General features: G+C 45.2%; 27 protein-coding genes. 14 read left to right on the plus strand and 13 right to left on the minus strand.

The window, feature by feature from the left end:
• Positions 1-86: 86 nt before the first annotated feature.
• From gspM to NI470_RS08185, 5 genes are all read right to left on the minus strand, one after another.
• Complete coding sequence (gspM, locus tag NI470_RS08165; protein WP_219309653.1) at positions 87-566, minus strand: type II secretion system protein GspM; 480 nt, start codon at positions 564-566, stop codon at positions 87-89.
• Positions 566-1,705, minus strand: a complete 1,140-nt coding sequence (gene gspL / locus NI470_RS08170; RefSeq protein WP_253148138.1) for a type II secretion system protein GspL — start codon at positions 1,703-1,705, stop codon at positions 566-568. The genes gspM and gspL overlap by 1 nt, the downstream gene beginning before the upstream one ends.
• 30 nt (positions 1,706-1,735) lie before the next feature.
• The gene (locus NI470_RS08175) at positions 1,736-2,191 is read right to left on the minus strand and encodes a phosphoglycerate mutase family protein (protein ID WP_005246746.1); all 456 of its coding nucleotides are present in this window, start codon (positions 2,189-2,191) and stop codon (positions 1,736-1,738) included.
• Between the two features lie 76 nt (positions 2,192-2,267).
• Entirely contained in the window at positions 2,268-3,341 is a 1,074-nt protein-coding gene (locus NI470_RS08180) for an NAD(P)H-dependent glycerol-3-phosphate dehydrogenase (RefSeq protein WP_253148137.1), read from the minus strand.
• Positions 3,342-3,374: 33 nt separating this feature from the next.
• On the minus strand, positions 3,375-3,956 hold the full coding sequence (locus NI470_RS08185) for a nitroreductase family protein (RefSeq protein ID WP_044112675.1): 582 nt from the start codon (positions 3,954-3,956) through the stop codon (positions 3,375-3,377).
• Between the two features lie 262 nt (positions 3,957-4,218).
• On the opposite strand from NI470_RS08185, the gene NI470_RS08190 reads away from it, so the two are divergent.
• Positions 4,219-4,596 carry a hypothetical protein gene (locus tag NI470_RS08190; RefSeq protein ID WP_420908920.1) on the plus strand — a complete coding sequence of 126 codons (378 nt, stop codon included), beginning with the start codon at positions 4,219-4,221 and terminating at the stop codon, positions 4,594-4,596.
• 61 nt (positions 4,597-4,657) lie between these two features.
• On the opposite strand, the gene rhlB is transcribed toward NI470_RS08190, so the two are convergent.
• Together rhlB and NI470_RS08200 are read right to left on the minus strand one after the other, a co-directional pair.
• On the minus strand, positions 4,658-5,809 hold the full coding sequence (gene rhlB, locus NI470_RS08195; RefSeq protein ID WP_004280098.1) for an ATP-dependent RNA helicase RhlB: 1,152 nt from the start codon (positions 5,807-5,809) through the stop codon (positions 4,658-4,660).
• 101 nt (positions 5,810-5,910) lie between these two features.
• Positions 5,911-6,126 (minus strand): cold-shock protein, encoded by a 216-nt coding sequence (locus tag NI470_RS08200; protein ID WP_004280099.1) that lies wholly within the window; start codon positions 6,124-6,126, stop codon positions 5,911-5,913.
• A gap of 382 nt (positions 6,127-6,508) precedes the next feature.
• On the opposite strand from NI470_RS08200, the gene NI470_RS08205 reads away from it, so the two are divergent.
• The 5 genes from NI470_RS08205 (at position 6,509) to NI470_RS08225 (ending at position 9,263) form a co-directional block, all read left to right on the plus strand.
• Positions 6,509-6,742, plus strand: coding sequence for a sulfurtransferase TusA family protein (locus NI470_RS08205; protein WP_213687130.1), 234 nt, complete (start codon positions 6,509-6,511; stop codon positions 6,740-6,742).
• A gap of 136 nt (positions 6,743-6,878) precedes the next feature.
• Positions 6,879-7,748, plus strand: a complete 870-nt coding sequence (gene rpoH, locus NI470_RS08210; protein WP_004280101.1) for an RNA polymerase sigma factor RpoH — start codon at positions 6,879-6,881, stop codon at positions 7,746-7,748.
• Positions 7,749-7,867: 119 nt separating this feature from the next.
• Complete coding sequence (locus NI470_RS08215; protein WP_004280103.1) at positions 7,868-8,233, plus strand: DUF423 domain-containing protein; 366 nt, start codon at positions 7,868-7,870, stop codon at positions 8,231-8,233.
• A 35-nt stretch (positions 8,234-8,268) separates the two neighbouring features.
• Positions 8,269-8,466: a sulfur carrier protein ThiS gene (gene thiS / locus NI470_RS08220; protein WP_071850344.1), complete on the plus strand. Its 198-nt coding sequence runs from the start codon at positions 8,269-8,271 to the stop codon at positions 8,464-8,466.
• 14 nt (positions 8,467-8,480) lie between these two features.
• A complete protein-coding gene (locus tag NI470_RS08225) occupies positions 8,481-9,263 on the plus strand; it encodes a thiazole synthase (RefSeq protein ID WP_044112685.1) in 783 nt (260 codons plus the stop codon).
• A 54-nt stretch (positions 9,264-9,317) separates the two neighbouring features.
• On the opposite strand, the gene NI470_RS08230 is transcribed toward NI470_RS08225, so the two are convergent.
• Positions 9,318-9,929 (minus strand): glutathione binding-like protein, encoded by a 612-nt coding sequence (locus tag NI470_RS08230; RefSeq protein WP_004729975.1) that lies wholly within the window; start codon positions 9,927-9,929, stop codon positions 9,318-9,320.
• A 217-nt stretch (positions 9,930-10,146) separates the two neighbouring features.
• Here NI470_RS08230 and NI470_RS08235 point away from each other — a divergent pair, with 217 nt between their 5' ends.
• The gene (locus NI470_RS08235; protein WP_253146119.1) at positions 10,147-11,592 is read left to right on the plus strand and encodes a SulP family inorganic anion transporter; all 1,446 of its coding nucleotides are present in this window, start codon (positions 10,147-10,149) and stop codon (positions 11,590-11,592) included.
• Between the two features lie 151 nt (positions 11,593-11,743).
• Positions 11,744-12,460, plus strand: coding sequence for a tRNA (guanosine(46)-N7)-methyltransferase TrmB (gene trmB, locus NI470_RS08240; protein ID WP_005246752.1), 717 nt, complete (start codon positions 11,744-11,746; stop codon positions 12,458-12,460).
• A 92-nt stretch (positions 12,461-12,552) separates the two neighbouring features.
• On the opposite strand, the gene NI470_RS08245 is transcribed toward trmB, so the two are convergent.
• From NI470_RS08245 to NI470_RS08265, 5 genes are all read right to left on the minus strand, one after another.
• Positions 12,553-13,329: a Rossmann-like and DUF2520 domain-containing protein gene (locus NI470_RS08245; RefSeq protein WP_243474839.1), complete on the minus strand. Its 777-nt coding sequence runs from the start codon at positions 13,327-13,329 to the stop codon at positions 12,553-12,555.
• 83 nt (positions 13,330-13,412) lie between these two features.
• Positions 13,413-14,210 (minus strand): thioesterase family protein, encoded by a 798-nt coding sequence (locus NI470_RS08250; RefSeq protein ID WP_004280113.1) that lies wholly within the window; start codon positions 14,208-14,210, stop codon positions 13,413-13,415.
• 62 nt (positions 14,211-14,272) lie between these two features.
• Positions 14,273-14,941 carry a class I SAM-dependent methyltransferase gene (locus tag NI470_RS08255; protein ID WP_253148135.1) on the minus strand — a complete coding sequence of 223 codons (669 nt, stop codon included), beginning with the start codon at positions 14,939-14,941 and terminating at the stop codon, positions 14,273-14,275.
• Positions 14,942-15,223: 282 nt separating this feature from the next.
• Positions 15,224-16,912: an AMP-binding protein gene (locus NI470_RS08260; RefSeq protein WP_253148134.1), complete on the minus strand. Its 1,689-nt coding sequence runs from the start codon at positions 16,910-16,912 to the stop codon at positions 15,224-15,226.
• Positions 16,913-17,009: 97 nt separating this feature from the next.
• Positions 17,010-17,645, minus strand: a complete 636-nt coding sequence (locus tag NI470_RS08265) for a TetR/AcrR family transcriptional regulator (RefSeq protein WP_253148133.1) — start codon at positions 17,643-17,645, stop codon at positions 17,010-17,012.
• Between the two features lie 148 nt (positions 17,646-17,793).
• On the opposite strand from NI470_RS08265, the gene NI470_RS08270 reads away from it, so the two are divergent.
• From NI470_RS08270 to NI470_RS08295, 6 genes are all read left to right on the plus strand, one after another.
• On the plus strand, positions 17,794-18,966 hold the full coding sequence (locus NI470_RS08270) for an isovaleryl-CoA dehydrogenase (protein WP_253148132.1): 1,173 nt from the start codon (positions 17,794-17,796) through the stop codon (positions 18,964-18,966).
• Positions 18,967-19,001: 35 nt separating this feature from the next.
• On the plus strand, positions 19,002-20,603 hold the full coding sequence (locus NI470_RS08275; protein WP_004729985.1) for a carboxyl transferase domain-containing protein: 1,602 nt from the start codon (positions 19,002-19,004) through the stop codon (positions 20,601-20,603).
• An 11-nt stretch (positions 20,604-20,614) separates the two neighbouring features.
• Positions 20,615-21,409 carry an enoyl-CoA hydratase/isomerase family protein gene (locus NI470_RS08280; protein WP_253148131.1) on the plus strand — a complete coding sequence of 265 codons (795 nt, stop codon included), beginning with the start codon at positions 20,615-20,617 and terminating at the stop codon, positions 21,407-21,409.
• Between the two features lie 19 nt (positions 21,410-21,428).
• Positions 21,429-23,423 (plus strand): acetyl/propionyl/methylcrotonyl-CoA carboxylase subunit alpha, encoded by a 1,995-nt coding sequence (locus tag NI470_RS08285; protein ID WP_253148130.1) that lies wholly within the window; start codon positions 21,429-21,431, stop codon positions 23,421-23,423.
• Entirely contained in the window at positions 23,420-24,322 is a 903-nt protein-coding gene (locus tag NI470_RS08290) for a hydroxymethylglutaryl-CoA lyase (RefSeq protein WP_168386803.1), read from the plus strand. The genes NI470_RS08285 and NI470_RS08290 overlap by 4 nt, the downstream gene beginning before the upstream one ends.
• A 93-nt stretch (positions 24,323-24,415) precedes the next feature.
• On the plus strand, positions 24,416-25,120 hold the full coding sequence (locus NI470_RS08295; RefSeq protein ID WP_253148129.1) for a CoA transferase subunit A: 705 nt from the start codon (positions 24,416-24,418) through the stop codon (positions 25,118-25,120).

Consider the following 25,120-nt stretch of genomic DNA (forward strand, 5'->3'; position numbering starts at 1 on the left):
AGAAAAGTCTACTGCTTTTTAAGTCGGCATATTATAGGCATAGGCTGACAAAAAAACCATGCTTTGCAAATCTTTATTTTTACCGTTTATTGTATGGTCGCCGTTAATTTAATCTGTCCTGCCTCATTATTTAGTTCCATTTTCTCGATACTTAGCCCCATTTGTGCCAGCTGAGTCAGGAAATTTGCCAGTACTGCATAATTTTCATGCATGACCGCCAATTGAATTTTTCCTTCCATTTGCTGGGAAGCCACCGACAATCCTTGCTGCTGTGCGACTCGCTGTACTTTCTCCGCTGCATCCAGTTGGGTGTCCCCAGCCGGTTTCATGGTTACTGCATTACTTTGCATCCAAACAATGGTATCTTTCAGCTGATTTAAGCGTTTTTGCTGGGTATCTGCCGCCTGATGCATATACCAGAGTGCAGAACCGACTGCCGCCACAATCACAAAAACAGTGGTAAAAATTACCATTACCCGTTCACGTACCGACAAGCTGTCCAGATAATCACTCAGTTTTTCAAAAGACTGATCCATACGATTTTGTAGCGCTTCAAGGCCTTTCATTATTGAATCCTCACCAGTCCGATCGCAGCTGTTCCGCTGGCCTGAATATTCCCCAGCTCCACCTTAAAACCTTGCTGGCTCAATTGCGTGGTCAGTGCATTTAACGTTTCTGATGAATTAGCCTTAAGCTCCATACTTAGCACAGAAGTATCATAATTTACCCGTTGTGCCACAATCTGATTTTGCATCAAGACAGGCCCCACCCGACTAATCAGCTGTAATGCATGCGTATCTGCAATCTGGCTTTGACGCAACTGCCCTTCAAACTGACTTTTGATATTCTGCTCAGTGACCGGATAATTTTGTCCAAACCAGTATTTAAACTGGTCAATGGCTTGCGCGGCAGTCTGATTCGCCACTTTTTTATATTGATACCAGCGCACAGCATCATAACTAAACTGCAATACCAAAATACCCAGAAAAACTGCCGCGCAGGCTTTCCAGTAACCGGAAATAGCACCATCAGATTTTGCTTTAGGCAATATATTAAACGGATGCTGTTTTGGTTTTTTCAGTACAGGAATACCATATTGGAAAGACTCCAGTTGCTCCTGAGTGATGAGTGCTTCAAGACTACGCAACTGCTCCTGATTCAGGTTGCTCACCTTATAGCTGAGGTCCTTGGACTGATAATCCAGATAAAGGCTTAGATCATCTAGCGACTGACCGATATATTCCGACTCGCGCACCAGCAAACGCCCACCAATTTGAGCAATCACACGATGATTGGCATCAGGAACCGGCAGCACTAAAAAGTCCGGCAACAAAGCTGCTAGCTTGACCGGGATCAGGCTTAAAGCATGTTGCAAGGTCTCAAGCGTAGAATTCGCAATTCCCATAATGCTGATCTGATCCGGCTGCTGAAAATGATGCAGCACTTTCATGGCATCTACCGGCAGCACCACATATTCTTCGAGCAAATATTTAATGCCATCATTGCCCATTTTCTTATATTGGCTCTTGGGCAAGGTCTGCTGCAAAATTTGCACATGACGGCTCGGGAAAAATACCACCGCCTCTTCGCCATGATGAGCCTGTATATCCTGAATCAGCTGTTCTAATGTGTCCGCAGTGTTCCAGAATTCCCCAGTTGACCATTGCCAAACCCCATTGGCTTCAGGCATCCATAAATACAACATTGATTGTGTTCTGCCGTTTTAATTAATTTTTTATAGTGTAGGACTAAAGCTTTTTATCTGTGTGGATAAGCCAGGGGCAATCACCGCCTGATCATAAATACGTGCTTCTGCCAATGCATAAGGTTGAAAAGATTCAGCCAGCAGAATGGAAGACATATGTGCCACCACATTCATATGACACACCACTGCAATCGACTCATAAGGCAGTTGCGACAACCATTCCACTGCGACTTTGGCATCATCATCCGGTTTGATGGTATTACAGATCACCACCGGCACATCTTTAAAATACTGCTGCAAATGTGCCAGAGTTTCCTGCGCACGCAATAACGGACTGACCACAAAGACTTCAGGCTTAATCAGATCCTTTAAGAACTGTGAAGTCTGCTCAGCCTGTTGATGACCACGCTCCGTTAAAGGTCGCTTGGTGTCATTACCATTGACCGGTGGTGCGGCCTCGCCATGTCGAACTAAAGTCAGTTGCATTTGATTTCCTTATATTCTTTTGCCTGCATGTTAACTAGCTGATATGACAATTCGCAGACAGTCCCTGTGTTATAGATCAGACTTGATGATGTGGCAAGACAAATTCAACATCACTGCGATGACCATTTTTCATCAATGACAAGGCAATATTGAGTGGCGGCGCACCTTCAAAAATCACATCATACAAGGCCGAAGTAATCGGCATATACACATCGAGTTCTTCCGAACGTGCCTTGACCTGCAAAATGGTATTAATCCCTTCTGCCGTTTGACCCAGTTCAGTTGTTGCCTGCTCCAAAGTCTTACCCTTGCCAAGTGCGTAACCCACCTGATAATTACGACTGAGCGGACTGCTACAGGTTGCGAACAAATCACCCACACCTGAAAGCCCAAGAAAGGTCAGCGGATTTGCACCGAGTTTTACTGCAAAACGGCTCATTTCGGCCAAAGCACGGGTCAGGATCATACTCTTGGTATTTTCACCCACGTTATACGCAGCAGCCATGCCCATCGCGACAGCATAGATATTTTTTAATGCGCCCCCGAGTTCTACCCCATGCACATCATCACTGGCGAATACGCGGAACAAGGCACTATGTAGGGCTTGTTGTACCGCATAACGCACCAGCTCGGACTGGCTGGCAATCACGGTTCCTGCCGGCTGTCCTGCCACAATTTCCTTGGCCAGATTCGGTCCTGATAACACACCATAAGGCACTTCAGGCAACACTTCACGAATAATATCGCTCATGAAACTAAAGGTTTTGGCTTCAATACCCTTGGTCAGCGAGATCACGGCTTGCGATGTAATAAAAGGTTTGATTTGATGCAAGACATCCCGGAAAGAATGGCTCGGAATAGCGACTAAAATAATATCTCGATCACGCACAGCCTGTTCTAGTTCTGACACCGCCAGCAGATTTTCTTCTAACTTAAAATCTGGCAAATAGCGTTTATTGATATGGGTGGCATTAATATCTGCCGCAACTGCTTCATCACGAATCCAGATCATGGTATTGCAACCATTACGCACTGCAGTATTGGCCATTGCAGTACCGAAGCTGCCCCCACCCAATACCGTGACTCTTAAAGCTGTCTTATGATCAACTGCAACCGGTTCTACCAGTTTTGAGAAATTTAATTCTGACATCTTATTTTTTAATATCCTGTTATACCCTGCAAACTAGCTGTTCTGGTTCCAATAACTGACAAAATCACCGGTTTGAATCTCTGCGCGTGCTGGAATTGCTTTTGCTGCAGTGCCAATATAAATAATACCTGAGACCAGATCATCTTTTGAAATTCCCAATGCCTGCTTAAACAGGCCAGACTCGACTACAGCACCGCTACGCCACATGGTCGAGAAACCCTGAACCTGAAGTGACAACAGAAAATTCTGAATGGCTGCGCCTGAACTAAGGATTTGTTCAAAATGCGGAACTTTAGGATGATCCTGCAAACGCGTTAAGGCAAGCACCAATAAAGGCGCACGAAATGGATGATTCTTGACCCGCTCAATCTGCGCTGTTTCAGTTTCACCCAAATCGACGAGCGCCTGCGACAGCAACCCTCCAAAAGCTTCACGCTGATTATCTGGAACCACCACAAATGTGGTCGGCTTGAGCCGATGATGATCGGGTGCAGTTAATGCCGCTTGAAAGGCTCTTTCCAGTTGTTCTGCATTGGGTGCGGGTGCCAGCAGATGACCAATCGATTGCCGTTGGTGAATATTTTGATGAACGATGTCAATCGCAGATTCCGTCATTGCCTTGTATATCTACACTTAAAAAACCATACTCAAGATTAGCATATTCAAAGAAAAATACGCTAGAAACTTCATAGCGATTCAGCACGCTCATCACAATTTGAAGATAAAGTTGCTTGGTTTTTCAATCCTGTGCTGCTCTATTTTTCACCTAAGTCACATAGAGCTATACCAAAAATTGCCAAACCTATACAACAGCTACAAAATCTGCGCTGCTTGCTGTGTTGAAATATTCAGCATCGTATTTACTTGAGATTTCATGATGAAAAAAACAATCACTTTCAGCGGATTGGCTATTTCCGCATTACTGCTTACTGCCTGTGCCTCAAACCCGACTGCATTGGCAGTGCAAAAGGAAAATAACCAGTATGAGGTGACCGGATTAGGTAAAAATCAACTGACCTCGAAAAACAATGCGATTACTGCGGCCAATAAAGCCTGTGGCTCTCGATCAACCCCAATTATTGTGGATGAAAAGACAGCTTATAACGGCGCTTTAAAAGGCGTGGTCGATGAACAAACAGGTCAGATGATCCAGGCAGCAGCTACCGTTCTCGGGAATATCGCAGGTACCAATACCGGTTTAAACCAGAATGATGATTATCAGACGGTTCTTACATTCCACTGTCAGGCCAAATAAGCTAATAAACCATAGCGCAATAAAAAACCGCTCTTCAAGAGCGGTTTTTCGATGGTCTGGATTAACAATAACCTTCCAGACGGGTCAAAGGCAATTTTTGACCAATGGCTTTTTCAATTTCTGGCAGATAGAACGCATCATCTTCTGCAAGGAAACTGATACTCACACCACTGGTTCCCGCACGACCGGTACGACCAATACGATGTACATAATCATCCGACTGTTCCGGCAAGGTGAAGTTCACCACATGCGATACACCATCAACATGGATGCCACGACCTGCAACATCCGTTGCAATCATGATGTTATGTTTGCCATTTTTGAACTGGTCCAGCATTTTCAGGCGTTTGTCCTGAGCGATCTCGCCAGACAGCATCACTACTTTATAGCCATCACGTTTTAAATGATCATAAAGTTTGCGCACCTGATCACGACGGTTGGCAAAAATCATGACTTTTTCAATCGGCTCATCACGCAGGATTTCTTGCAATAATTTATATTTGTCCGCCTTTGCGACCATATAAACCCGCTGCTCGACATCGGCATTGGTTTTCTTTTCCGGTTCAATTTCAACTGTGACCGGTTCAAATAACCATTGTTGCGCAAGATTCAACACATCGTAACTAAAAGTAGCAGAGAACATTAAAGTCTGACGTTGCTCTTTACGTGGCGAGAAACGCACAATGCGCTTTACTGAAGGAATAAAGCCCATATCCAATAGGCGGTCAGCTTCATCAATGACCAAAAATTCAATCTGATCCAGCCAGACTTCTTTTTGTTCTACAAAATCAATCAGACGACCCGGTGTTGCCACCATAATATCGACAGGCGCTTTATTAAGCTGGTTCTTTTGCTTGTCAAAATCCACACCACCTAGCAAAGTCACCACATTGAGACCGGCATATTTCGCCAGATCCTGTGCATCGCTTTCGATCTGCAATGCCAGTTCACGGGTCGGTGCCAAAATCAGCGCGCGCGGCTCACCACGATAGCGTTGTTCCTGAATCGGATTATTTAATAGATCATTCATGATACTAATTAAAAAGGCAGCAGTTTTACCTGTACCTGTCTGTGCACGGCCAATGGCATCATGTCCTGCCAGCGTGAATTTTAAAACCTTCTGCTGGATAGGCGTCATGGTGGTAAAGCCTAAAGCATCAATCGCTTTTTTTAGATTGGGATGTAAATTTAAGGTTTCAAAACCAGATGACATAAAGCGGTGCTCTAATTGGGTAATCACTAAGATAGGGATAGTATAAACAAAAAACGCCCCAAGTTATATTGGAGCGTTTTCTTTTTAGCTTAATCCGAAGATTAGTCTAATGGTTGAACTTCTTCAGCTTGAAAGCCTTTTTGGCCTTTAACAACACTGAATTCAACACGTTGGCCGTCACGAAGTGAACGGTGACCGTCACCTTGGATAGCACGGAAATGAACAAATACGTCATCGCCGCCGTTACGTTGAATAAAGCCGAAGCCTTTAGTATCGTTAAACCACTTAACTACGCCTTGTTCGCGAGCAGCTGTCATAAGTTAATCCTCATTGAAACTAAAAGAAGGACCACCCGGTGTTGCAAACAGCAGAGCAAACAAGTTTGAAAATATTATTTTTAAGCTTGTAATCATTCTGTAAAACTATCAACAAAATCCCGGTTACATCCATTTATGTAATAGGGTGAAAAACAATCACTTTGTTTATTCAAAGTCCCAAATACGCAACGAGCTTAACATGGGTTTATCACAATTAATAGATTTTTTTTAGCATGTTCTGTTTGATTTAGTTATTTTTTTCATGAAAATTGTCAAAAGACTTTATAAAGTCATCTAGATCTTCTTTTTCTGAAACCAGTTTGGTTCTGGCATCATATTTGCTACTATTTATAGCCTTTTCTGCTATCTAAATGAAACCGCAATGTTCGAAGATCCAGCGCAATTCAGCCTTATAGACGCTATGGGAAAACCGTGCCCAATGCCGCTATTAATGTTAAAGCGTGCATTAAAGGCCGGAAATCAGAAAACGTTCCTATTGAAATCATCTGATCCGCATAGCCAGACGGATGTCAGTCGCTATTGTCAGCTACATCAGCTCAAGCTTGAATTTAAAAAAATTTCTGATACAGAATTTCACTACTTAATTGAATCTTAAAAATTTTCAATTAAACTGTTGATCTTCACTTTCGTATACTTTTTTACATTTCTCTACCCAAATATCCATTATTTGCGGAGAGATTGGATTAAGATAAAACCTAGTTTAGGGTTATCCCGCACTTCAAGGAGAACACATGAGTGACAGCCGCAATCAGTTGATGCCCCTGTCATTATCGGCGCCAGGTGTCAACCTCGGTGCTTATATCAGCACTGTCAATCAGATTCCGATTTTAACGGCCGAACAAGAAAAAGAGTTGGCTGAACGCTATTACTATGACCAAGATTTAGATGCAGCGAAAATGTTGGTCATGTCGCATTTGCGTTTTGTAGTACATATTGCACGTAGTTATGCCGGTTATGGTTTACCACAAGGTGACCTGATTCAGGAAGGCAACCTGGGTCTGATGAAAGCTGTGAAACGTTTTGACCCGAATATGGGTGTACGTTTGGTGTCATTTGCCGTGCACTGGATCAAGGCGGAAATTCACGAATATGTGATCCGTAACTGGCGTATTGTGAAAATCGCCACCACTAAAGCGCAACGTAAACTGTTCTTTAATCTGCGCAGCCTGAAGAAATCATCGAAAAAGTTGACGCTCGCAGAAGCACAGTCTATTGCCAATGATTTAAATGTCACACCAGAACAAGTACTGGAAATGGAAGGCCGTCTGACGGCGTATGATGCGGCTTTTGATGCATCAAGCGATGACGATGATGAAGGTTCCACCCATGTGGCACCAGCGTTATATCTTGAAGATAATCGTTATGACCCGGCTCGTCTGATTGAAAATGAAGACTATGAGGAGCAAAGCACCTCTGCCCTGCATGAAGCCATGGATCAGCTAGATGATCGTTCACGTAATATCTTGCAGCGTCGCTGGCTAGATGACGAGAAATCGACCCTGCATGAGCTTGCAGCCGAATATAATGTTTCTGCGGAGCGTATTCGTCAGCTGGAAAAAAATGCCATGGAAAAAATTAAAGTGGCGATGTCATCCAATTAACACCAAATTCTGTTACTGATTTACCTCGAAAAAGCCTTCTTTGATGAAGGCTTTTTTATGTCCGCATTTTGAATTTATGCTAAGGTTGAGCGCAAACTTTATCAGGAAGATCAATTCAAATGTGGATTGCGATTTCAGCACTTAATTTGGCACTTGCAGTCATGCTCGGTGCTTTTGGTGCACATGGTTTAAAAGCGCGGGCGACTGAAGCACAGCTCGGCTGGTGGCAAACGGCAACGGATTATTTTTTCTATCATGCCTTAGGACTACTGATTCTTTCTTTACTGGCGAAAGTCATCCCTGCATTGCCCATTCAATGGAGCTTCGGTCTGATTCAGGTCGGCATTTTACTGTTTTCTGGCTCACTGTATATCATGGCCTTAGGATTACCCCGCGGTTTAGGTGCTATTACGCCCATCGGCGGCGCTTTAATGATTGCCGGATGGTTAATTCTGGCCTGGAATGCTTTAAAATACGCCAGATAAGTCTGAACAACACTTAATCATGGAGGGTTGCTAGAATGATGATTTACATCAATGGCGAACAACACGAAACTCACTGCAAGAATCTGCTGGAACTGATTCAGAGTATGGCGCTTGAGGGTAAGCGTTTTGCAGTTGAAGTCAACGAAATGATTATTCCTAAAAGCAGATTGGGCGATACGCCGATTTGCGATACAGACAAAATCGAAATTATTCACGCAGTCGGTGGCGGCTAATACTCGGGACAATTATGCAAGATTTATTACAGATTGGTTCACGCCAATTCCAGTCACGCCTTTTGGTAGGCACAGGCAAATACAAAGATTTAAATCAAACTCAGCAGGCTATTGAAACCAGTGGTGCAGAGATTGTCACTGTCGCTATTCGCCGGGTCAATATTGGCCAAGATCCTGACCAGCCGAATCTGCTATCAGTGATTCCTCCGGAAAAATATACCATTTTGCCGAATACTGCAGGTTGCTTCGATGCCAATAGTGCCGTCCGCACCTGTATGCTAGCGCGTGAGTTGCTCGATGGCCACAATCTGGTCAAACTTGAAGTTTTGGGTGATGAAAAGACACTTTATCCAAACGTAACCGAAACACTGAAAGCTGCGCGCACCTTGATTGACGATGGCTTTGAGATCATGGTTTATACCTCGGATGATCCGATCGTGGCGCAAGAGCTGGAAAGCATGGGCTGTGTCGCGATTATGCCACTGGGTAGCCTGATTGGTTCTGGTCTGGGCATTCTGAATCCACACACCCTGTCAATCATCAAGGAAAATGCCAAAGTCCCGGTTCTGGTCGATGCCGGTGTCGGTACAGCCAGTGATGCTGCGATTGCGATGGAACTGGGCTGTGACGGCGTACTCATGAATACAGCGATTGCGGCAGCGCAAAATCCGGTCTTGATGGCATCTGCGATGAAAAAAGCCGTTGAAGCAGGCCGAGAAGCTTTTCTTGCAGGCCGTATGCCGCGCAAGCGTATGGCCAATGCCAGCTCGCCGGAAACCGGCTATTTCTTTAAATAAATTTTCATCAACAAAAATAAAGGACTCAATTGAGTCCTTTATTTTTTCCAGTAATTAAGGAATCAGACCTTCATCACGCATGGCAATCTGTACAGACTGACGTTCTGCCACTTTATTACGGATATGAATAATATTTTTATATGGACTCAAATCATGCTCAATCTGGTTCGACCAGTTGGTCAAGACAAATAGATAGGCATCCGCAGGCCCAAAGTTATCATCCACCAGATAATCATTGTCCGATTCACCAATCGCTTTATCGATATAACTCAATAGTCGATCAATCTCTGCATAGGCTTTTTTCTTTTCATCGTCGGATAACTTGCCACCGAAGAACACCGCATAGGCATCATGTAGTTCAGAGTTCAGATAACCTAACCATTCCAGCACTTTGGCACGTCCCATGCCCGATGGTGGAATCAGATCTTGTTTTGGATCGTGTTGAGCAAGAAACGGTAGAATTGCAACATTTTCTGTCAGGATCAGACCAGGGTTAATTTCTAACGCTGGTACATAGCCTTTAGGATTAACTTCGTAATAATCCGTACCTTTTTCTGTTTTATGTGTTTTTAAATCAACACGTTCCAAATCAAAATCGACATTAATTTCATTTAAAATAATATGTGCTGCCAGTGAGCAGGCACCTGGTGAATAGTAAAGCTTCATTTCTGATCCTTGTTATACACTTCTCAATGTTTTAAATCGCTTCTGACAAACTTTCAAGTGATCAAACCTGTAAATTGCAAAAAAGCGTAACTGTCACCTCAGGGCAGTTACTCATTCAATATTCAGGATATTCCGGGCTTTTGCAAGTCAATCTTGTGTAGATTTTTATCTCTATCTGTTTAACATACACAGGTTTTCCAAATTTAGATGATATTTCGTGATTAGCCTGAAAAAAGAAGAATGGTTTTCCAATATCCGCACAGATGTATTGGCAGGTCTGGTGGTGGGACTTGCCCTGATTCCTGAATCAATTGCCTTCTCTGCCATTGCCGGTGTCGATCCGCAAGTCGGTTTATATGCCTCTTTCTGCATTGCAGTATCCATTGCCTTTTTTGGTGGCCGTCCTGCCATGATCTCTGCGGCTACAGGCGCAATGGCACTTTTGATGATTACCTTGGTAAAAGAACATGGTTTGCAATATCTGTTGGCTGCCACAATTCTGACCGGCATCATTCAGGTCATTGCGGGTTATTTTAAAGTCGCTAAATTAATGCGCTTTGTATCGCAGGCGGTGGTATACGGATTTTTGAATGCCTTGGCGATCCTGATATTTGTGGCACAAATCCCGGAAATTAACAGGATGGATAGCACCGGTTATCTGTTTATTGCGATTGGTCTGGCAATTATTTATCTGTTTCCGTATATCCCGAAAATTGGCAAAGCCATTCCCTCACCTTTAATCTGTATTATCGTATTAAGCGGGTTGGCGCTGTTGTTAAGTGCAGATATGCGTACCGTGAGCGATCTTGGACAATTCCCGGATACTTTGCCAGTATTCCTGATTCCAGAAATTCCACTCAATCTGGAAACCTTGCAAATTATCCTGCCTTATTCCTTTACCTTGGCGACTGTCGGTTTGCTGGAAAGCATGATGACCACTACGGTCATTGATGAAGTGACCGGAACTGAAGGTGACCGTCATCAGGAATGTCGTGGTCAGGGTATGGCCAATATTGTCAGTGGCTTTATGGGTGGGATGGCCGGTTGTGCCATGATCGGCCAATCCATTATCAATGTGTCTTCAGGGGCACGTACCCGTTTATCGACTCTGGTCGCTGGTGTGTTTCTACTCTGTCTCGTGGTTTTTTTGAAAGACTGGCTGGCTTATATTCCAATGGCAGCGCTGGTTGCGATCATGATTATGGTGGCATTTACCACCTTTCAATGGGGAGCGATCAAACAATTCAGCAAACATCCGCTGGAATTTAATACCGTGATGATTGCGGTGATTATTGTCGTGCTTGCCACTCATAATCTGGCACTCGGTGTATTTGTCGGCGTGCTGCTTTCTGCCCTGTTTTTTATTAATAAACTGGAAAGAACTGTACATGTCTATACGTATTTAAATGCAGCCCATTCACGTAGCTATGTTATTTCTGGACAAATTTTCTTCAGCAGTACAGAAAAATTCTATCAGTTCTTTGATTTTAAAGAGAAGCTTGAGCATGTCGAACTGGATCTGACCCATGCGCATATTTGGGACGTGACTTCGGTCAATATGCTGAATAACGTGATTCAGAAGTTTAAAGCCCAAAATATAGACGTAACAGTGATCGGTTTAAATGAAGCCAGCAGTACACTGATTGACCGGTTTAGTAGCTGATGAACGGTGATTAATAAAAGAGCCTCAATTGGCTCTTTTATTTTATCTGGAAGATCTCGCCAATTTTTATGGAGAAATACCGAGAAAAGTTTGACTTGCTCGGCTCAGGACTTAAAATACCGCATTCTGAATTTTTAGATTTGCCAAAGTTATGTCGAACGATCAATTAGACCAGCAAGTCGTGGAGCTGGAAAACTTAAGCGAGCACCGTGAAATCGTGACGTTTATGCGCCGCTCAATGCCGCTGAATACCTCTCAACGTACTGCGCTTGAACAATATGGTCACTTAATTTTGGAATATCCAGTGGGCGATTTACGTCAGCACTTTGAACATCCTGAACGTCCTTTGACTGTAGAAATCGGTTTTGGTATGGGCCGTTCACTGGTATTGATGGCCAAAGCCAATCCTGAGCGAAACTTTGTCGGGATTGAGGTCCATGTACCTGGAATTGCGCAGTGCGTGTATGAAGCAGGTGTTGAAGGCCTAACGAACTTACGTGTGCTGGATGCTGATGCAATTCAGGTATTACGTGAAATGCCAGACAATAGTATCAATACTGTGCAATTGTATTTCCCGGATCCATGGCAGAAAAAGCGTCATTTTAAACGCCGTTTTGTTTCGCATGACCGTATGCCACTGGTGGAGCAAAAGCTAGAACTTGGCGGAACTTTCCATGCTGCAACGGACTGGGAACCGTATGCGGAATGGATGATTGAAGTATTGGAAGAACGTCCACGACTGGAAAATCTGGCGGGCAAAGGCAACAGCTACCCTCGTCCGGAATGGCGTCCACAAACCAAGTTTGAACGTCGCGGGATTGAAGCCGGTCACAAGATTAATGATTTTATCTTCAAGAAAATTTCTTAATCCAAGATTCAAAAAAGCGCTGATTAATCAGCGCTTTTTTATGGAGAAAATTTATCTTTGAGCCCTTCTCCGTAGATAAATCTTCAGATTCTTCATTTCTGATGACGCGTGAGAATCTGCTGGCTCAACAACTGATAGACATTTTGTAAATCTTCCCGCTGCATATTGGCTAACATCTGCTGATGCATATTCAAGATATTCTGATCACCACGCATCGCTGGACCGGTCTGCATTTGTTTGGGATCATTCTGAGTGGCTTTATTGGCGGTTTCCAGCATCAAGGGATACAGCAGGCTAAAATCGACCTGTTGTGCATCAACCACCTGCTTGGCCATGTCATAACAATAATTGGCAAAATTACAGGCAAATACCGCTGCAAGATGCAAACTGAGACGTTGACTAGAACTATAAGTATAAACGCGATTGCTTAGGCTATTTGCCAGTTCTAATAACAGAATTTGGTCCTGCTCATTCATCGCCTCAATAAACAGTGGCGTCTGCTGCCAATCAATCTGGCGTTCCAGACTAAAGGTCTGTAAAGGATAAAATACGCCTGCACGCGCATGCACATTTTTCAGTAAATCGAGATGGGTACTGCCAGAGGTATGTACGATCAGATTCTGCTGCAGATATGGATGAATCTGTTCAATGACGCTGGCAATCGACTGATCACTGACCGCGATAATGACCAGATCCACCTCATGATCCAGCTGTTCAGGCTCAGCGATTGCCTGAGCTTTAAATTGCTCAGCCAGTTGCTGTGCTTTTTCTAGGGTTCGACTGTAGATCTGTACGATCTCATGTTGTGCTGACAATACAAGGGCAAGATGATATGCCACTCGCCCTGCCCCAATCATACTGATCCGCATCTGCTGTTCTTCCTGATAAATTACGCACAGCATGCCAATAAATACAGATTGAGGCAATTGGCCTTGATGTTTTTGAATAGGCTTTAGAACTTTCGCAGGGTCAGAATCTGTTCACTTCGGCCAAAAGGTCCATGAACATCATGCAGAATCCCGCTAGTCAGACCGATACCATCTTCACCATATTGCTGCACCACTTCCAGTCCCAGCCATTTACCCTGCGGCAGACGGTGCATATGAATCTGCAGGTCCAGATTCGGAAATCCCCAACCGGAATTCGGGTCCTGACGTGGCACAATGCCATTGGCCGTATCGACCATACCGAGCAAACGACTAAAGTCTGTCGTCGGTTGACCTTCTACCATGTCCAGCGAATTTCTTAGCCAGACAATGCCCTTGCCTGCACGATGGTCGGCATGTGCCCGGGTTTCAATACTCTGGATATAACCGCCCGGCCAGCAGCGCATACCCTCCCAAACCGGTAAATATTCTGGACTTTCGATCGGAAAATCTTCCACTCCAGCAATGGCCGTGGTATTTGAAGTTAGCATTCTCCACGCGCGTGCCACGATACAGGTTTTACCATTGGCACACATTTCAGCTTCAACCAGTTCAATGGTTTTACCCGGACGGATCATGCGTGTGGTAATCGAAAATTCACCAAAGGCTATCAGGCCAAAAATATCCAGCCCGACCCGACCAATACGCATGTCAGCACGTGGCTGAAACTGTTCCAGTTCGACGCATAGAATACCGGTGGCTGGCGCCATGTGCTGCTCATGCGGATTCCACGCACCTTGTGCATGAATATTAGAACGGTAATAAGCCGTAGTACTGCCATCTGCATGCTGTTCGCGCTGAATAAAACTGTAATATGCCGACATTGTTTTAATACTTCCCTGAATATTCTCTTAAACTTTAGAATTTGCAAAAAGTTCTTTGATCTTTATTTTCTGAGCAAAAAGCCATGATAATTCATGATTTGACAATAAATTTTGCACTGTTTAAATTCGACTTTGGTTAAAAGCGCTGTAAAATTTTGTGTAGATAACAAATGAAAATCCTGCTCCAAGCGTTCAATCATCTTGGTACTTTGCACTACACTTAACCCGGTCTGTTGTACCAGCTTCTGCATAATTTTGATGTCTTGTTGATCTTCTGGCTGCATCAAGTCATAGGTCAATGCAAGACTATTGGTTTTAAGACACTGATGGATAGCCTGAAAAAATCTGTTTTTTTCGGAATTCGGAATGAAATGTGCTACCAGAATCGCCAACGCCGCATCGAAAGTATCTGGGTGATGCAACTCCTGAATTGTGCTTTGGATGAATTTCACCCTTTGTCGATCTATAGAATTCAGATTTTTACTAGCCTGTTCCAGCATAGCTGCTGATAGATCAATTGCAGTAAAGGTCCAGTCTGGATAACGCTGCAATAAATAAGACAGTTCATAACCTGTCCCGCAGCCCACTACCAAAATATGGGCGGTTTCCGGGAGTTCAGTGCTGAGAATTGCTTCAATCTGCTGATGCACCAGTTCATAACCGGGAATCAGTTTACGAATGTGATCGTCATAACTGGCGACAACGACTTCACTGTGAAAGTTTTTTGCCATATTTTTACTCTAAATCTATGCACGAATCTAAAACTCAGGCGGGTCTTTAGATAGATTGAATATTTAAATCTTATAGCTTGATCTTATTTGCTGTTTTCTTGAAATTTGATCATAGGCCCGGCGACATGGAAGTCCCTTCAGCAAAATAAAGGGACTTTGCTTACTTTTGGCCCATCAAAAGTAAGAAAAGCCTGAACATTGATATCGAAGCCGTTATACAAATGGAGGCAATGCATGCATTAAATACTGCTTTGCCCCACTTAAGAATCGCATCAATATAATTTAAGCAATCTCTTTCAAGTTCAGCTCTTCACGCATAAATTCACGCAATTTGAACTTCTGCGCCTTACCTGAAGCCGTCATTGGAAATTCCTGGAAGAAACGCACATAACGCGGCACTTTGTTGTGAGAAATATGCTCCTTACAATACTGACGGATGGTTTCTTCAGTACATGGATCATTTTCATGCAGGATGATACAAGCACACAGCTCTTCTCCATATTTATGGTCTGGCACCCCAATTACCTGTACGTCCGAAACTGCCGGATGGGTATAAAGGAAATCTTCAATTTCTTTCGGGAACAGGTTTTCTCCGCCACGAATGACGACATCCTTGATTCGGCCCTTAATTTTGACAAAGCCTTCATCATCCATTTCAGCAATATCACCGGTATGCATCCAGCGTGCAGCATCAATCACTTCCTGAGTTTTGTCCTGGTCTTCCCAGTAACCGAGCATGACGGAATAACCGCGTACACATAGCTCGCCCAATTGACCGCGTGGCACCACCTTGCCATTTTCATCGACAATTTTAACTTCCAGATGCGGATGTACCCGGCCAACCGTACTAACACGTCGCTCGACACTGTCTGCCGTTGAGCTTTGTGCACTCACTGGCGCAGTTTCGGTCATGCCATAACAAATCGTGATTTCAGACATATGCATGCGCTCAATCACGCGCTGCATAATTTCCTGCGGACATGGACTACCCGCCATAATCCCGGTACGCAGACTGGACAGGTCAAATTCGTCAAACTGTTCATGCTCAAGAATGGCGATAAACATGGTTGGCACACCATAAGCCGCAGTACATTTTTCCTGCTGAATGGCTTTCAAGGTTTCCAGCGGATTAAATACAGCTGATGGATAGATCATGGCAGAACCATGCGTAATACAGGCCAGATTACCCATCACCATACCAAAGCAGTGAAATAAAGGAACTGAAATACAGACGCGGTCTTCTGGACCTAAATGAATCGCTTCACCGACAAAGTACCCGTTATTTAAAATATTATTATGGGTCAGCATGGTGCCTTTCGGATTGCCCGTAGTGCCCGAAGTAAACTGGATATTAATCGTTTCATCGAACTGCAATTCACTGGAGATCTGTTGCAGTTGTTCCAGCTCTTGGGCGCTTGGCGAGCTTAGTAAATCCTGAAAACGGTGGATACCGGTATGCTGCTGATCATCAATTTTAATCACATGCTTTAAATGCGGCAAGCGCTCTGCATTGAGGAATTTAGTTTCAGTCTGCATCAGCTCAGGTGCAATTTTAGTCAGAATTTCCTGATAGTCCGTCGTCTTAAACTGCGCTGCAATCACCAGTCCCTTACAGGAGACCTTGTTTAGCACATATTCAAGCTCATTGCTTTTATAGGCCGGATTCAGGTTCACCAGAATAATGCCTGCCTTGAAGGCCGCAAACTGGGTAATGGTCCATTCCACACAGTTCGGCGACCAGATTGCCAGACGGTCACCTTTTTGCATACCCAGTTTCAGCAGCTGACAGGCAAAGGCATTGACCTGATCCTGTAGCTGCCGGTAACTGAGGCGTATGTCCTGATGCAGGCTCACCACTGCATCACGTTCTGCATACTGCTCGCAAGCCTGATCAAATTTTTCACCAATCGTCATGCCCAATAAAGGCTGGCTGCTGGTTCCATAGGCATAGCTTAACCGTACTTGTGTCATTGAATCGATCTCCTTGATTCTTTGTAATTCTGATTTTCAACTTTACTAATTGTTTTATGACCACGACGACCTTGTCTTTGTACCGTTTTTTGTGCGTTTATGCTTGTAAATTTTCCTCCTGTCGACGTACTGCGTTGACACAAAAATCGGCAATCTGTTTGACAAAGTGATCCTTATACTTCTGATCAAACATGACATTTCGGGACGGATTTAAAGGTTCAATCACGACAAAGGTCATGGCACCAACTACGCCCAACGCTGCCGTATTCAAATCTTCAAATTCGAATTCTCCATTGACCTTTCCTTCGGCCAGAATTTCCTTAATGCTCTGCTTGAGCAGCTGCTTACTGCGAAAACGCTCATGTTCCATTTCCGGATCAACCGGTTCGAACATCAGTGAATACGCCAGTTGGGGGCTATTCATGGCACGCTTGACAAAAGTTGTAACAGATTTTTGCAATTTCAGTTTTGGCGACAAATCTGACTCGGCAATATGGTTCAGGATCCCGACTTCATGCTGAATCGCGGCCGACAAAACCTCGATCAAAATCTGGCTTTTGCTTTCGAAATATCGATAGACCAGCCCTGTAGAAACGCCTGCGCGCTCTGCAATCGCCTGAATCGATGCCTCCTTCAAGCCCCCTTGAATAATCAGTTCACGAGCAGATTCCAAAATCGACAGGCGATTTTGTTCCATTCGTTCCTGCATCAATGATGATCTTTTATAACTCATAAAATTATTCTCAACAAGATAAAATGAATTGTAAATCATTTTGTGAATATAGATTCACTTTTTTATTTTTTCGTTGTATGTTAAAACCACAAGCACAACAAAAATGCTTTTTTGGACACAACAAATATAACCTCAGGATGGATGAAGAATGAATTTACAAAGCTTGGATTTCGGTTTGGATGAAACTCTAATAGCGCTTCGTGATTCAGTGGCTGCATTTTGCGCCAAAGAAATTACCCCGATTGCTCAGCAGGTTGACCGTGACAACGAGTTCCCTACTCACCTTTGGAAAAAATTTGGCGAGATGGGCCTGCTCGGGCTGACAGTCAGTGAGGAATATGGCGGTTCAAATTTTGGTTATCTGGCGCACATCATTGCCATGCAGGAAATTTCCCGTGCTTCTGCGTCCATTGGGCTGTCCTATGGCGCACATTCTAACCTATGTGTAAACCAAATTAAGCGAAATGGTACTGAAGAACAGAAACAGCGTTATCTGCCTAAACTGATTTCAGGTGAATATATCGGTGCCTTAGCAATGTCTGAACCGAATGCAGGCTCGGATGTGGTGAGCATGAAACTGAAAGCAGAAGACAAAGGCGATCACTACCTGTTGAATGGTTCAAAAATGTGGATCACCAATGGTGGCGATGCCGATGTCCTGGTGGTCTATGCAAAAACCGATTTGCAGGCCGGCGCCAAAGGCATGACCGCCTTTCTGGTTGAAAAAAATATGCCAGGTTTCAGTCATGGCACACATTTGGACAAACTGGGTATGCGCGGTTCAAACACTTATCCGCTGTTTTTTGACAATGTCGAAGTACCCAAAGAAAACGTCATGGGCGGCGTCGGTAATGGCACCAAGGTCTTGATGAGTGGTCTGGACTATGAGCGTGCTGTATTGAGTGCTGGCCCACTGGGGATTATGGATGCCTGTATGGATACAGTGATTCCATATATTCATGACCGTAAACAGTTTGGTCAGGCGCTAGGTGAATTCCAGTTGATGCAGGGCAAAATTGCCGACATGTATTCGACCTGGCTGGCATGTAAGGCACTGGTTTATGCGGTCGGTGCTGAATGTGACAAAGCGGAACATAGCCGTAGTCTGCGTAAAGATGCTGCCAGTGCCATTTTATATGCTGCTGAAAAAGCGACCTGGATGGCGGGTGAAACCATTCAGACTTTAGGTGGTAACGGTTATATCAACGAGTTTGCTGCCGGCCGTTTATGGCGTGATGCCAAACTGTATGAAATTGGCGCCGGTACTTCAGAAATCCGCCGCATGCTGATTGGCCGTGAACTTTTCAACGAAACAGCCTAAACCTTAACACTTAGAATAAAACAAGGATGTTCGTCATGAATCAGTTATCGAGCAAAATCAATATACGTAGTGAAGAGTTTAAAACCAACCAGACTGCCATGCTGCAACTGGTGGATGACCTGAAACAGAAAGTCGAAAAGATTGCCCTCGGTGGCGGCGAAACTGCCCGCCAAAAACATTTAGATCGCGGCAAGCTGTTACCACGTGAACGGATTAATCACCTGATTGATCCAGGAACCGCTTTTCTGGAAATTGGTCAGCTGGCTGCCTATCAGGTGTATCAGGATGATGTTCCTGCCGCAGGTGTGGTCGCTGGTGTTGGTCAGGTCAACGGTGTGACCTGCATGATCATCGCCAATGATGCTACGGTGAAAGGCGGTACTTATTATCCATTAACAGTGAAAAAGCATTTACGTGCCCAGGAAATTGCCGAACAGAACCAGCTGACTTGTATTTATCTGGTGGATTCAGGTGGTGCATATTTGCCTTTACAGGATGAAGTATTTCCAGACCGCGATCACTTCGGCCGTATTTTCTACAATCAGGCACGTATGTCGAGCCAAGGTATCGCCCAGATTGCAGTGGTGATGGGTAGCTGTACTGCCGGTGGGGCTTATGTTCCTGCCATGTCAGATGAAACCATTATTGTCCGCAATCAGGGCACGATCTTCCTCGGCGGTCCTCCTCTGGTTAAGGCAGCTACTGGTGAAGTGGTGTCCAGTGAGGATCTCGGTGGTGGTGATGTGCATACCCGTTTGTCTGGCGTGGCTGATCATCTGGCAGAAAATGATGAACATGCGCTTGCGATTGCCCGCAACATCGTGGCCAACCTGAACAAAAAGCCAAACAAGACCGCAGATGAAATCGAAGCGCCGCTGTTTGACAGTTCGGAACTGTACGGCATTGTGCCGAGTGACGCGCGCAAGCCTTTTGATATCCGTGAAGTGATAGCGCGTATTGTCGATGGCTCACGTTTTGACGAGTTCAAGGCACGTTTCGGCACTACCCTGGTGACCGGTTTTGCCAAGCTCTATGGCATGCCGGTCGGGATTATTGCCAATAATGGCATTCTATTTTCCGAGTCTGCCCAAAAAGGCGCACATTTTATTGAACTGTGTACCCAGCGCAATATTCCGCTGATTTTCCTGCAAAATATTACCGGCTTTATGGTCGGCCGCCAGTATGAAAATGAAGGCATTGCCAAAAATGGTGCTAAGCTGGTGATGGCCGTCGCCAATGCCAATGTACCGAAACTGACTCTAGTGATTGGCGGTTCTTTTGGTGCAGGCAACTATGGTATGTGTGGACGCGCTTACTCGCCACGCTTTATGTGGACCTGGCCAAACTCGCGTATTTCAGTGATGGGCGGTGAACAGGCCTCCAGCGTCTTGTCGACCTTAAAACGTGACCAGATTGAGCAAAAAGGCGGAACTTGGTCAGCTGAAGAAGAAGACCAGTTTAAACAGCCGATTCGTGACCAGTACGAACGCCAAGGCCATCCTTATTATGCGTCTTCGCGTTTATGGGATGATGGTGTGATTGATCCAGCGCAATCGCGTGAAGTACTAGCCTTGAGTCTGGCTGCAGCCCTGAATGCGCCCATCCAGCCAACCAAATTCGGCGTGTTCCGCATGTAAGAGGTGACAAAATGACATATCAATTTTTACAGCTCGAACAGCAGGATCAGGTCGCGACGGTCTGGATTAATCGTGCTGAACTGCACAATGCCTTTAATACTCAAGTCATTGAAGAACTGCATGCCTGCTTCCAGTCTTTAAATAGCCGTGATGATGTGCGCGTGGTGATTCTGGCGGGTCGTGGCAAAAGTTTTTCTGCTGGCGCGGATCTAAACTGGATGAAACAGGCCGGTCATGCTTCTCAAGCAGACAACGAAGCAGATGCATTAAAACTGGCGAAAATGCTGCAAAGCCTAGCGACTTTAAAGCAGCCAACCATCGCCCGGGTGCATGGCATTGCCTTTGGCGGCGGCATGGGTTTGGCTTCGGCCTGTGATATCTGTATTGCCAGTACTGATGCCAAGTTTGCGACGTCGGAAGTACGTTTAGGTCTGGCACCTTCGACCATCAGCCCGTATGTGATTCGTGCAATTGGTGCACGTCAAGCTTCACGTTATTTCCTGACTGCCGAGCGGATTACTGCGGAACAGGCTCAAAGCATTGGTCTGGCACATGAAGTGATTGCACCAGAACAGCTCGACAGCAAAATTGATGAGATTGTGGAAGCGCTCTTACTGGGTGGTCCTGCTGCACAGAGCGCATCCAAACAGTTGATTCAACTGGTTGACCAACAAGTTTTGACTGAAGATCTGCTGCTTAAAACCGCACAGCATATTGCCCATGTTCGCCAGGGAGATGAGGCGAAAAATGGACTGAATGCATTTTTAAACAAACAAAGCCCGGCTTGGATCAAGACCACGGCATAACAACGAGAAGGATCCTACAATGTTTGAGAAGATTTTAATTGCCAACCGTGGTGAAATTGCCTGCCGTGTGATTCGTACAGCGAAGAAATTAGGAATTGCCACCGTTGCCGTCTACTCCGATGCCGATGCTCAGGCACAGCATGTGAAACTAGCTGATGAAGCGATCTATATTGGTGAATCGCCAGCAGCACAAAGCTATTTACAGATTGACCGTATTATTCAGGCGGCAAAAACGACTGGTGCCCAGGCGATTCATCCGGGTTATGGTTTCCTGTCCGAAAATGACCAGTTTGCCCTGGCCTGTCAGGACAATAATATTGTATTTATTGGCCCGCCAGTCGATGCCATTCTGGCAATGGGTCTTAAAGCCACCTCTAAAGCATTGATGGAAAAAGCCGGTGTGCCTTTAACACCCGGCTATCATGGTACCAATCAGGATGCAGATTTCCTGAAACAGCAGGCAGACAGCATTGGCTATCCGGTATTGATTAAAGCCAGTGCCGGCGGTGGCGGTAAAGGCATGCGTCTGGTGGAACGCAGTGAAGACTTCCTGAGTTCACTGGCCTCATGTAAAAGTGAAGCACGCTCCAGCTTTGGTAATGAAGATGTACTGATTGAACGCTATGTGATTCAACCACGTCATATTGAAGTGCAGGTATTTGGTGATACCCACGGCAATTATGTACATCTGTTCGAACGTGATTGCTCGGTACAGCGCCGTCACCAGAAAGTGCTGGAAGAAGCGCCTGCACCAAAAATGCCGGAAGACAAACTGGAGGCAATGCGTCAGGCGGCAATCGATGCTGCGCGTGCAGTGAACTATGTCGGTGCCGGTACAGTCGAGTTTATCGTGGAGCAAGATGGCACAGCTTACTTCATGGAAATGAATACCCGTCTTCAGGTTGAACATCCAGTGACGGAAATGATTACCGGACAGGATCTGGTGGAATGGCAATTGCGCGTGGCCTTTGGTGAACCTTTACCGAAGCAGCAGCATGAATTGCAGATTCATGGACATGCACTCGAAGCCCGTGTTTATGCAGAAGAACCGGAAAAAGGCTTTATTCCTGCGATTGGTCAGATCAGCTACCTGCATTATCCGGAGCAAAGTGACTGTGTACGTGTCGATAGCGGTATTGTCGAAGGTGACGAGATCAGCACCTATTATGATCCGATGATTGCCAAACTGATTGTCTGGGGCAAAAACCGTGAAGCGGCCCTAACCCAGATGCACCATGCACTGGGTCAGTTCCATGTCGATGGTCTGGGTAACAATATTGCCTTTCTAGATCGCCTGGTGCTATGTGATTCGTTTAAAAATGCACATTTAGATACTGGCCTGATTCAGCGTGAAGAGGAATTCCTGCTCAAACCTTCTGCGGATATCAGTACCGAACTGGTGGTCAGTGCCGCGCTGATTGAACTTCTGTCACGTCAGGCACAGAACCCCGTTCCAAGCAATCCGGTGTGGCAGCAAAAAGCATTCTGGCGTCTGAATCAGCAAAATAGCCATACAGTGCAATTACAACGCAATGGCATCAACCTGAAAATTCAGTTCAAGGCCCAAGATCAAGGTTTTGTTGCCAGTTATAATGGTCAGCAAATTCAAATTCAGGGTCAGCTCGTCGATGCCCATACTTTAGCGTTGCAACTGGCGGGTAAACAGCAAAAACTGACTTTTAGCCAGACTGAGCAAGGCATTACCCTATTCCAGAATGGTCAAAGCTATAAGTTCAATTACCTGAAGTCTGATTTTAATAATCAGGATGAACAAGGCACGGAAAATAATCTGATCGCGCCAATGCCAGGTGTCATTACCCAGGTGCTCGTGGCAGCCAATGACAAAGTCAAAAAAGATGATGTACTGATGACGCTGGAAGCCATGAAGATCGAATATTCAATTCGTGCACCGCATGACGGCATCATTGCAAGTTCATATTTCCAGAAAGGTGACCAAGTCAAGGCCGGTGATGAACTGGTCGAGTTCCAGCCTCTGGCGGAGGAAGTGGCATGACGGATTTTGTCAAAATCGTAGAAGTCGGGCCACGCGATGGCCTGCAAAATGAAAAGACGCCACTAACCCTGAATGACCGGAAAAACCTGATTCTAGACCTGATGAAAACCGGTCTACAGTCAATCGAAGTTGGCTCCTGCGTTTCAGCCAAATGGGTACCGCAAATGGCAGACAGTGATGTGCTCTTTGCCAGCCTACCCCAAGATCCGAATATTCAGTTCAGTTTGTTAACCCCAAATCTGAAAGGTTTTGAATCGGCACTGGCTGTGGGTTGCAAAGAAGTCGCGGTATTTACCGCTGCTTCTGAAAGCTTTACCCGCAAGAACATCAACTGCTCGATTGATGAAAGTTTCGAGAAGTTTGCCGATGTCATGGCAGCGGCCATAGCCAATGATATTAAGGTGCGCGGCTATGTCTCCTGCATGGTGGACTGTCCTTATGAAGGTGCCATTGATCCGAAACAGGTGGTGAAAGTCACGCAACGTTTGCTGGAGATGGGCTGTTATGAAGTATCGCTGGGTGAAACCATTGGCACGGCCACTCCGAATCGGGTGAAAAACGTCTGGGAGGCCTGTCTGGCTGAACTTGATGCTAAAGTTTTGGCAGGCCATTTTCATAATACTTACGGCATGGCCATCGCCAATATCTACCAGTCACTGTTGCAAGGCATTCGTGTATTTGATTCATCCATTGCAGGCTTAGGTGGCTGCCCTTATGCCAAAGGCGCTTCAGGCAATGTTTCAACTGAAGACCTGTATTACCTGCTCTCGAATATGGGCTTTCAAACCGGTATTCAGCTGGATGCCCTGATGCAGGCCAGCCGTAATATCAGTGAAGTCTTGCAGCGCAATAATCCATCCAATTATGCCAATGCCTATTGGCAAAAAGCCTGTGCTTGAAAATAAACTTGCTTGAGCAAAATGCTTTCAAGCAAGCCATAAGGATATAAGCAGCAGATTGAAGTCTGCTACAACAATAATAGAGGTGACAAGATGTCAAACAAGGTTTATGACAGCGCTCAATCCGCCTTAAAGGATGTGGTGCAAGATGGTCATACTCTGGCCGTTGGTGGTTTCGGCCTATGTGGTATTCCAGAAGCCCTGATTACAGCACTAAAAGAAACAGGTGCTAAGCAACTCACCTGTATTTCCAACAATGCCGGCGTAGACGGCTTCGGTCTCGGACTTCTGCTGGAAACCAAACAAATTAAAAAAATGATCTCCTCTTATGTGGGTGAGAATAAAGAGTTTGAACGTCAATATTTAAACGGTGAACTGGAAGTTGAACTGACCCCGCAAGGTACGCTGGCAGAAAAATTACGCGCTGGCGGTGCCGGTATTCCGGCTTTCTATACGGCGACCGGTGTGGGTACGGTAATCGCCGAAGGTAAGGATGAACGTGAATTTAAAGGCAAGAAATATATCCTGGAAGAGTCTTTAACTGCCGATGTTGCGCTAATCAAAGCCTATAAGGCCGATAAAGCTGGCAACCTGATTTTCCGTAAAACCGCCCAGAACTTTAATCCGGTCTGCGCCATGGCCGGCAAAGTTACCATTGCTGAAGTGGAAGAAATTGTCGAAATTGGGGCGCTGGATCCGGACGAAATCCATCTTCCGGGCATTTATGTGAACCGGATAGTCCTGAATGCTCAACCGGAAAAACGTATTGAACAGATGACCTTAAAGGCGGAGGCTTGA

The organism is Acinetobacter lwoffii (assembly GCF_024129115.1).
Classification (GTDB): domain Bacteria; phylum Pseudomonadota; class Gammaproteobacteria; order Pseudomonadales; family Moraxellaceae; genus Acinetobacter; species Acinetobacter lwoffii_T.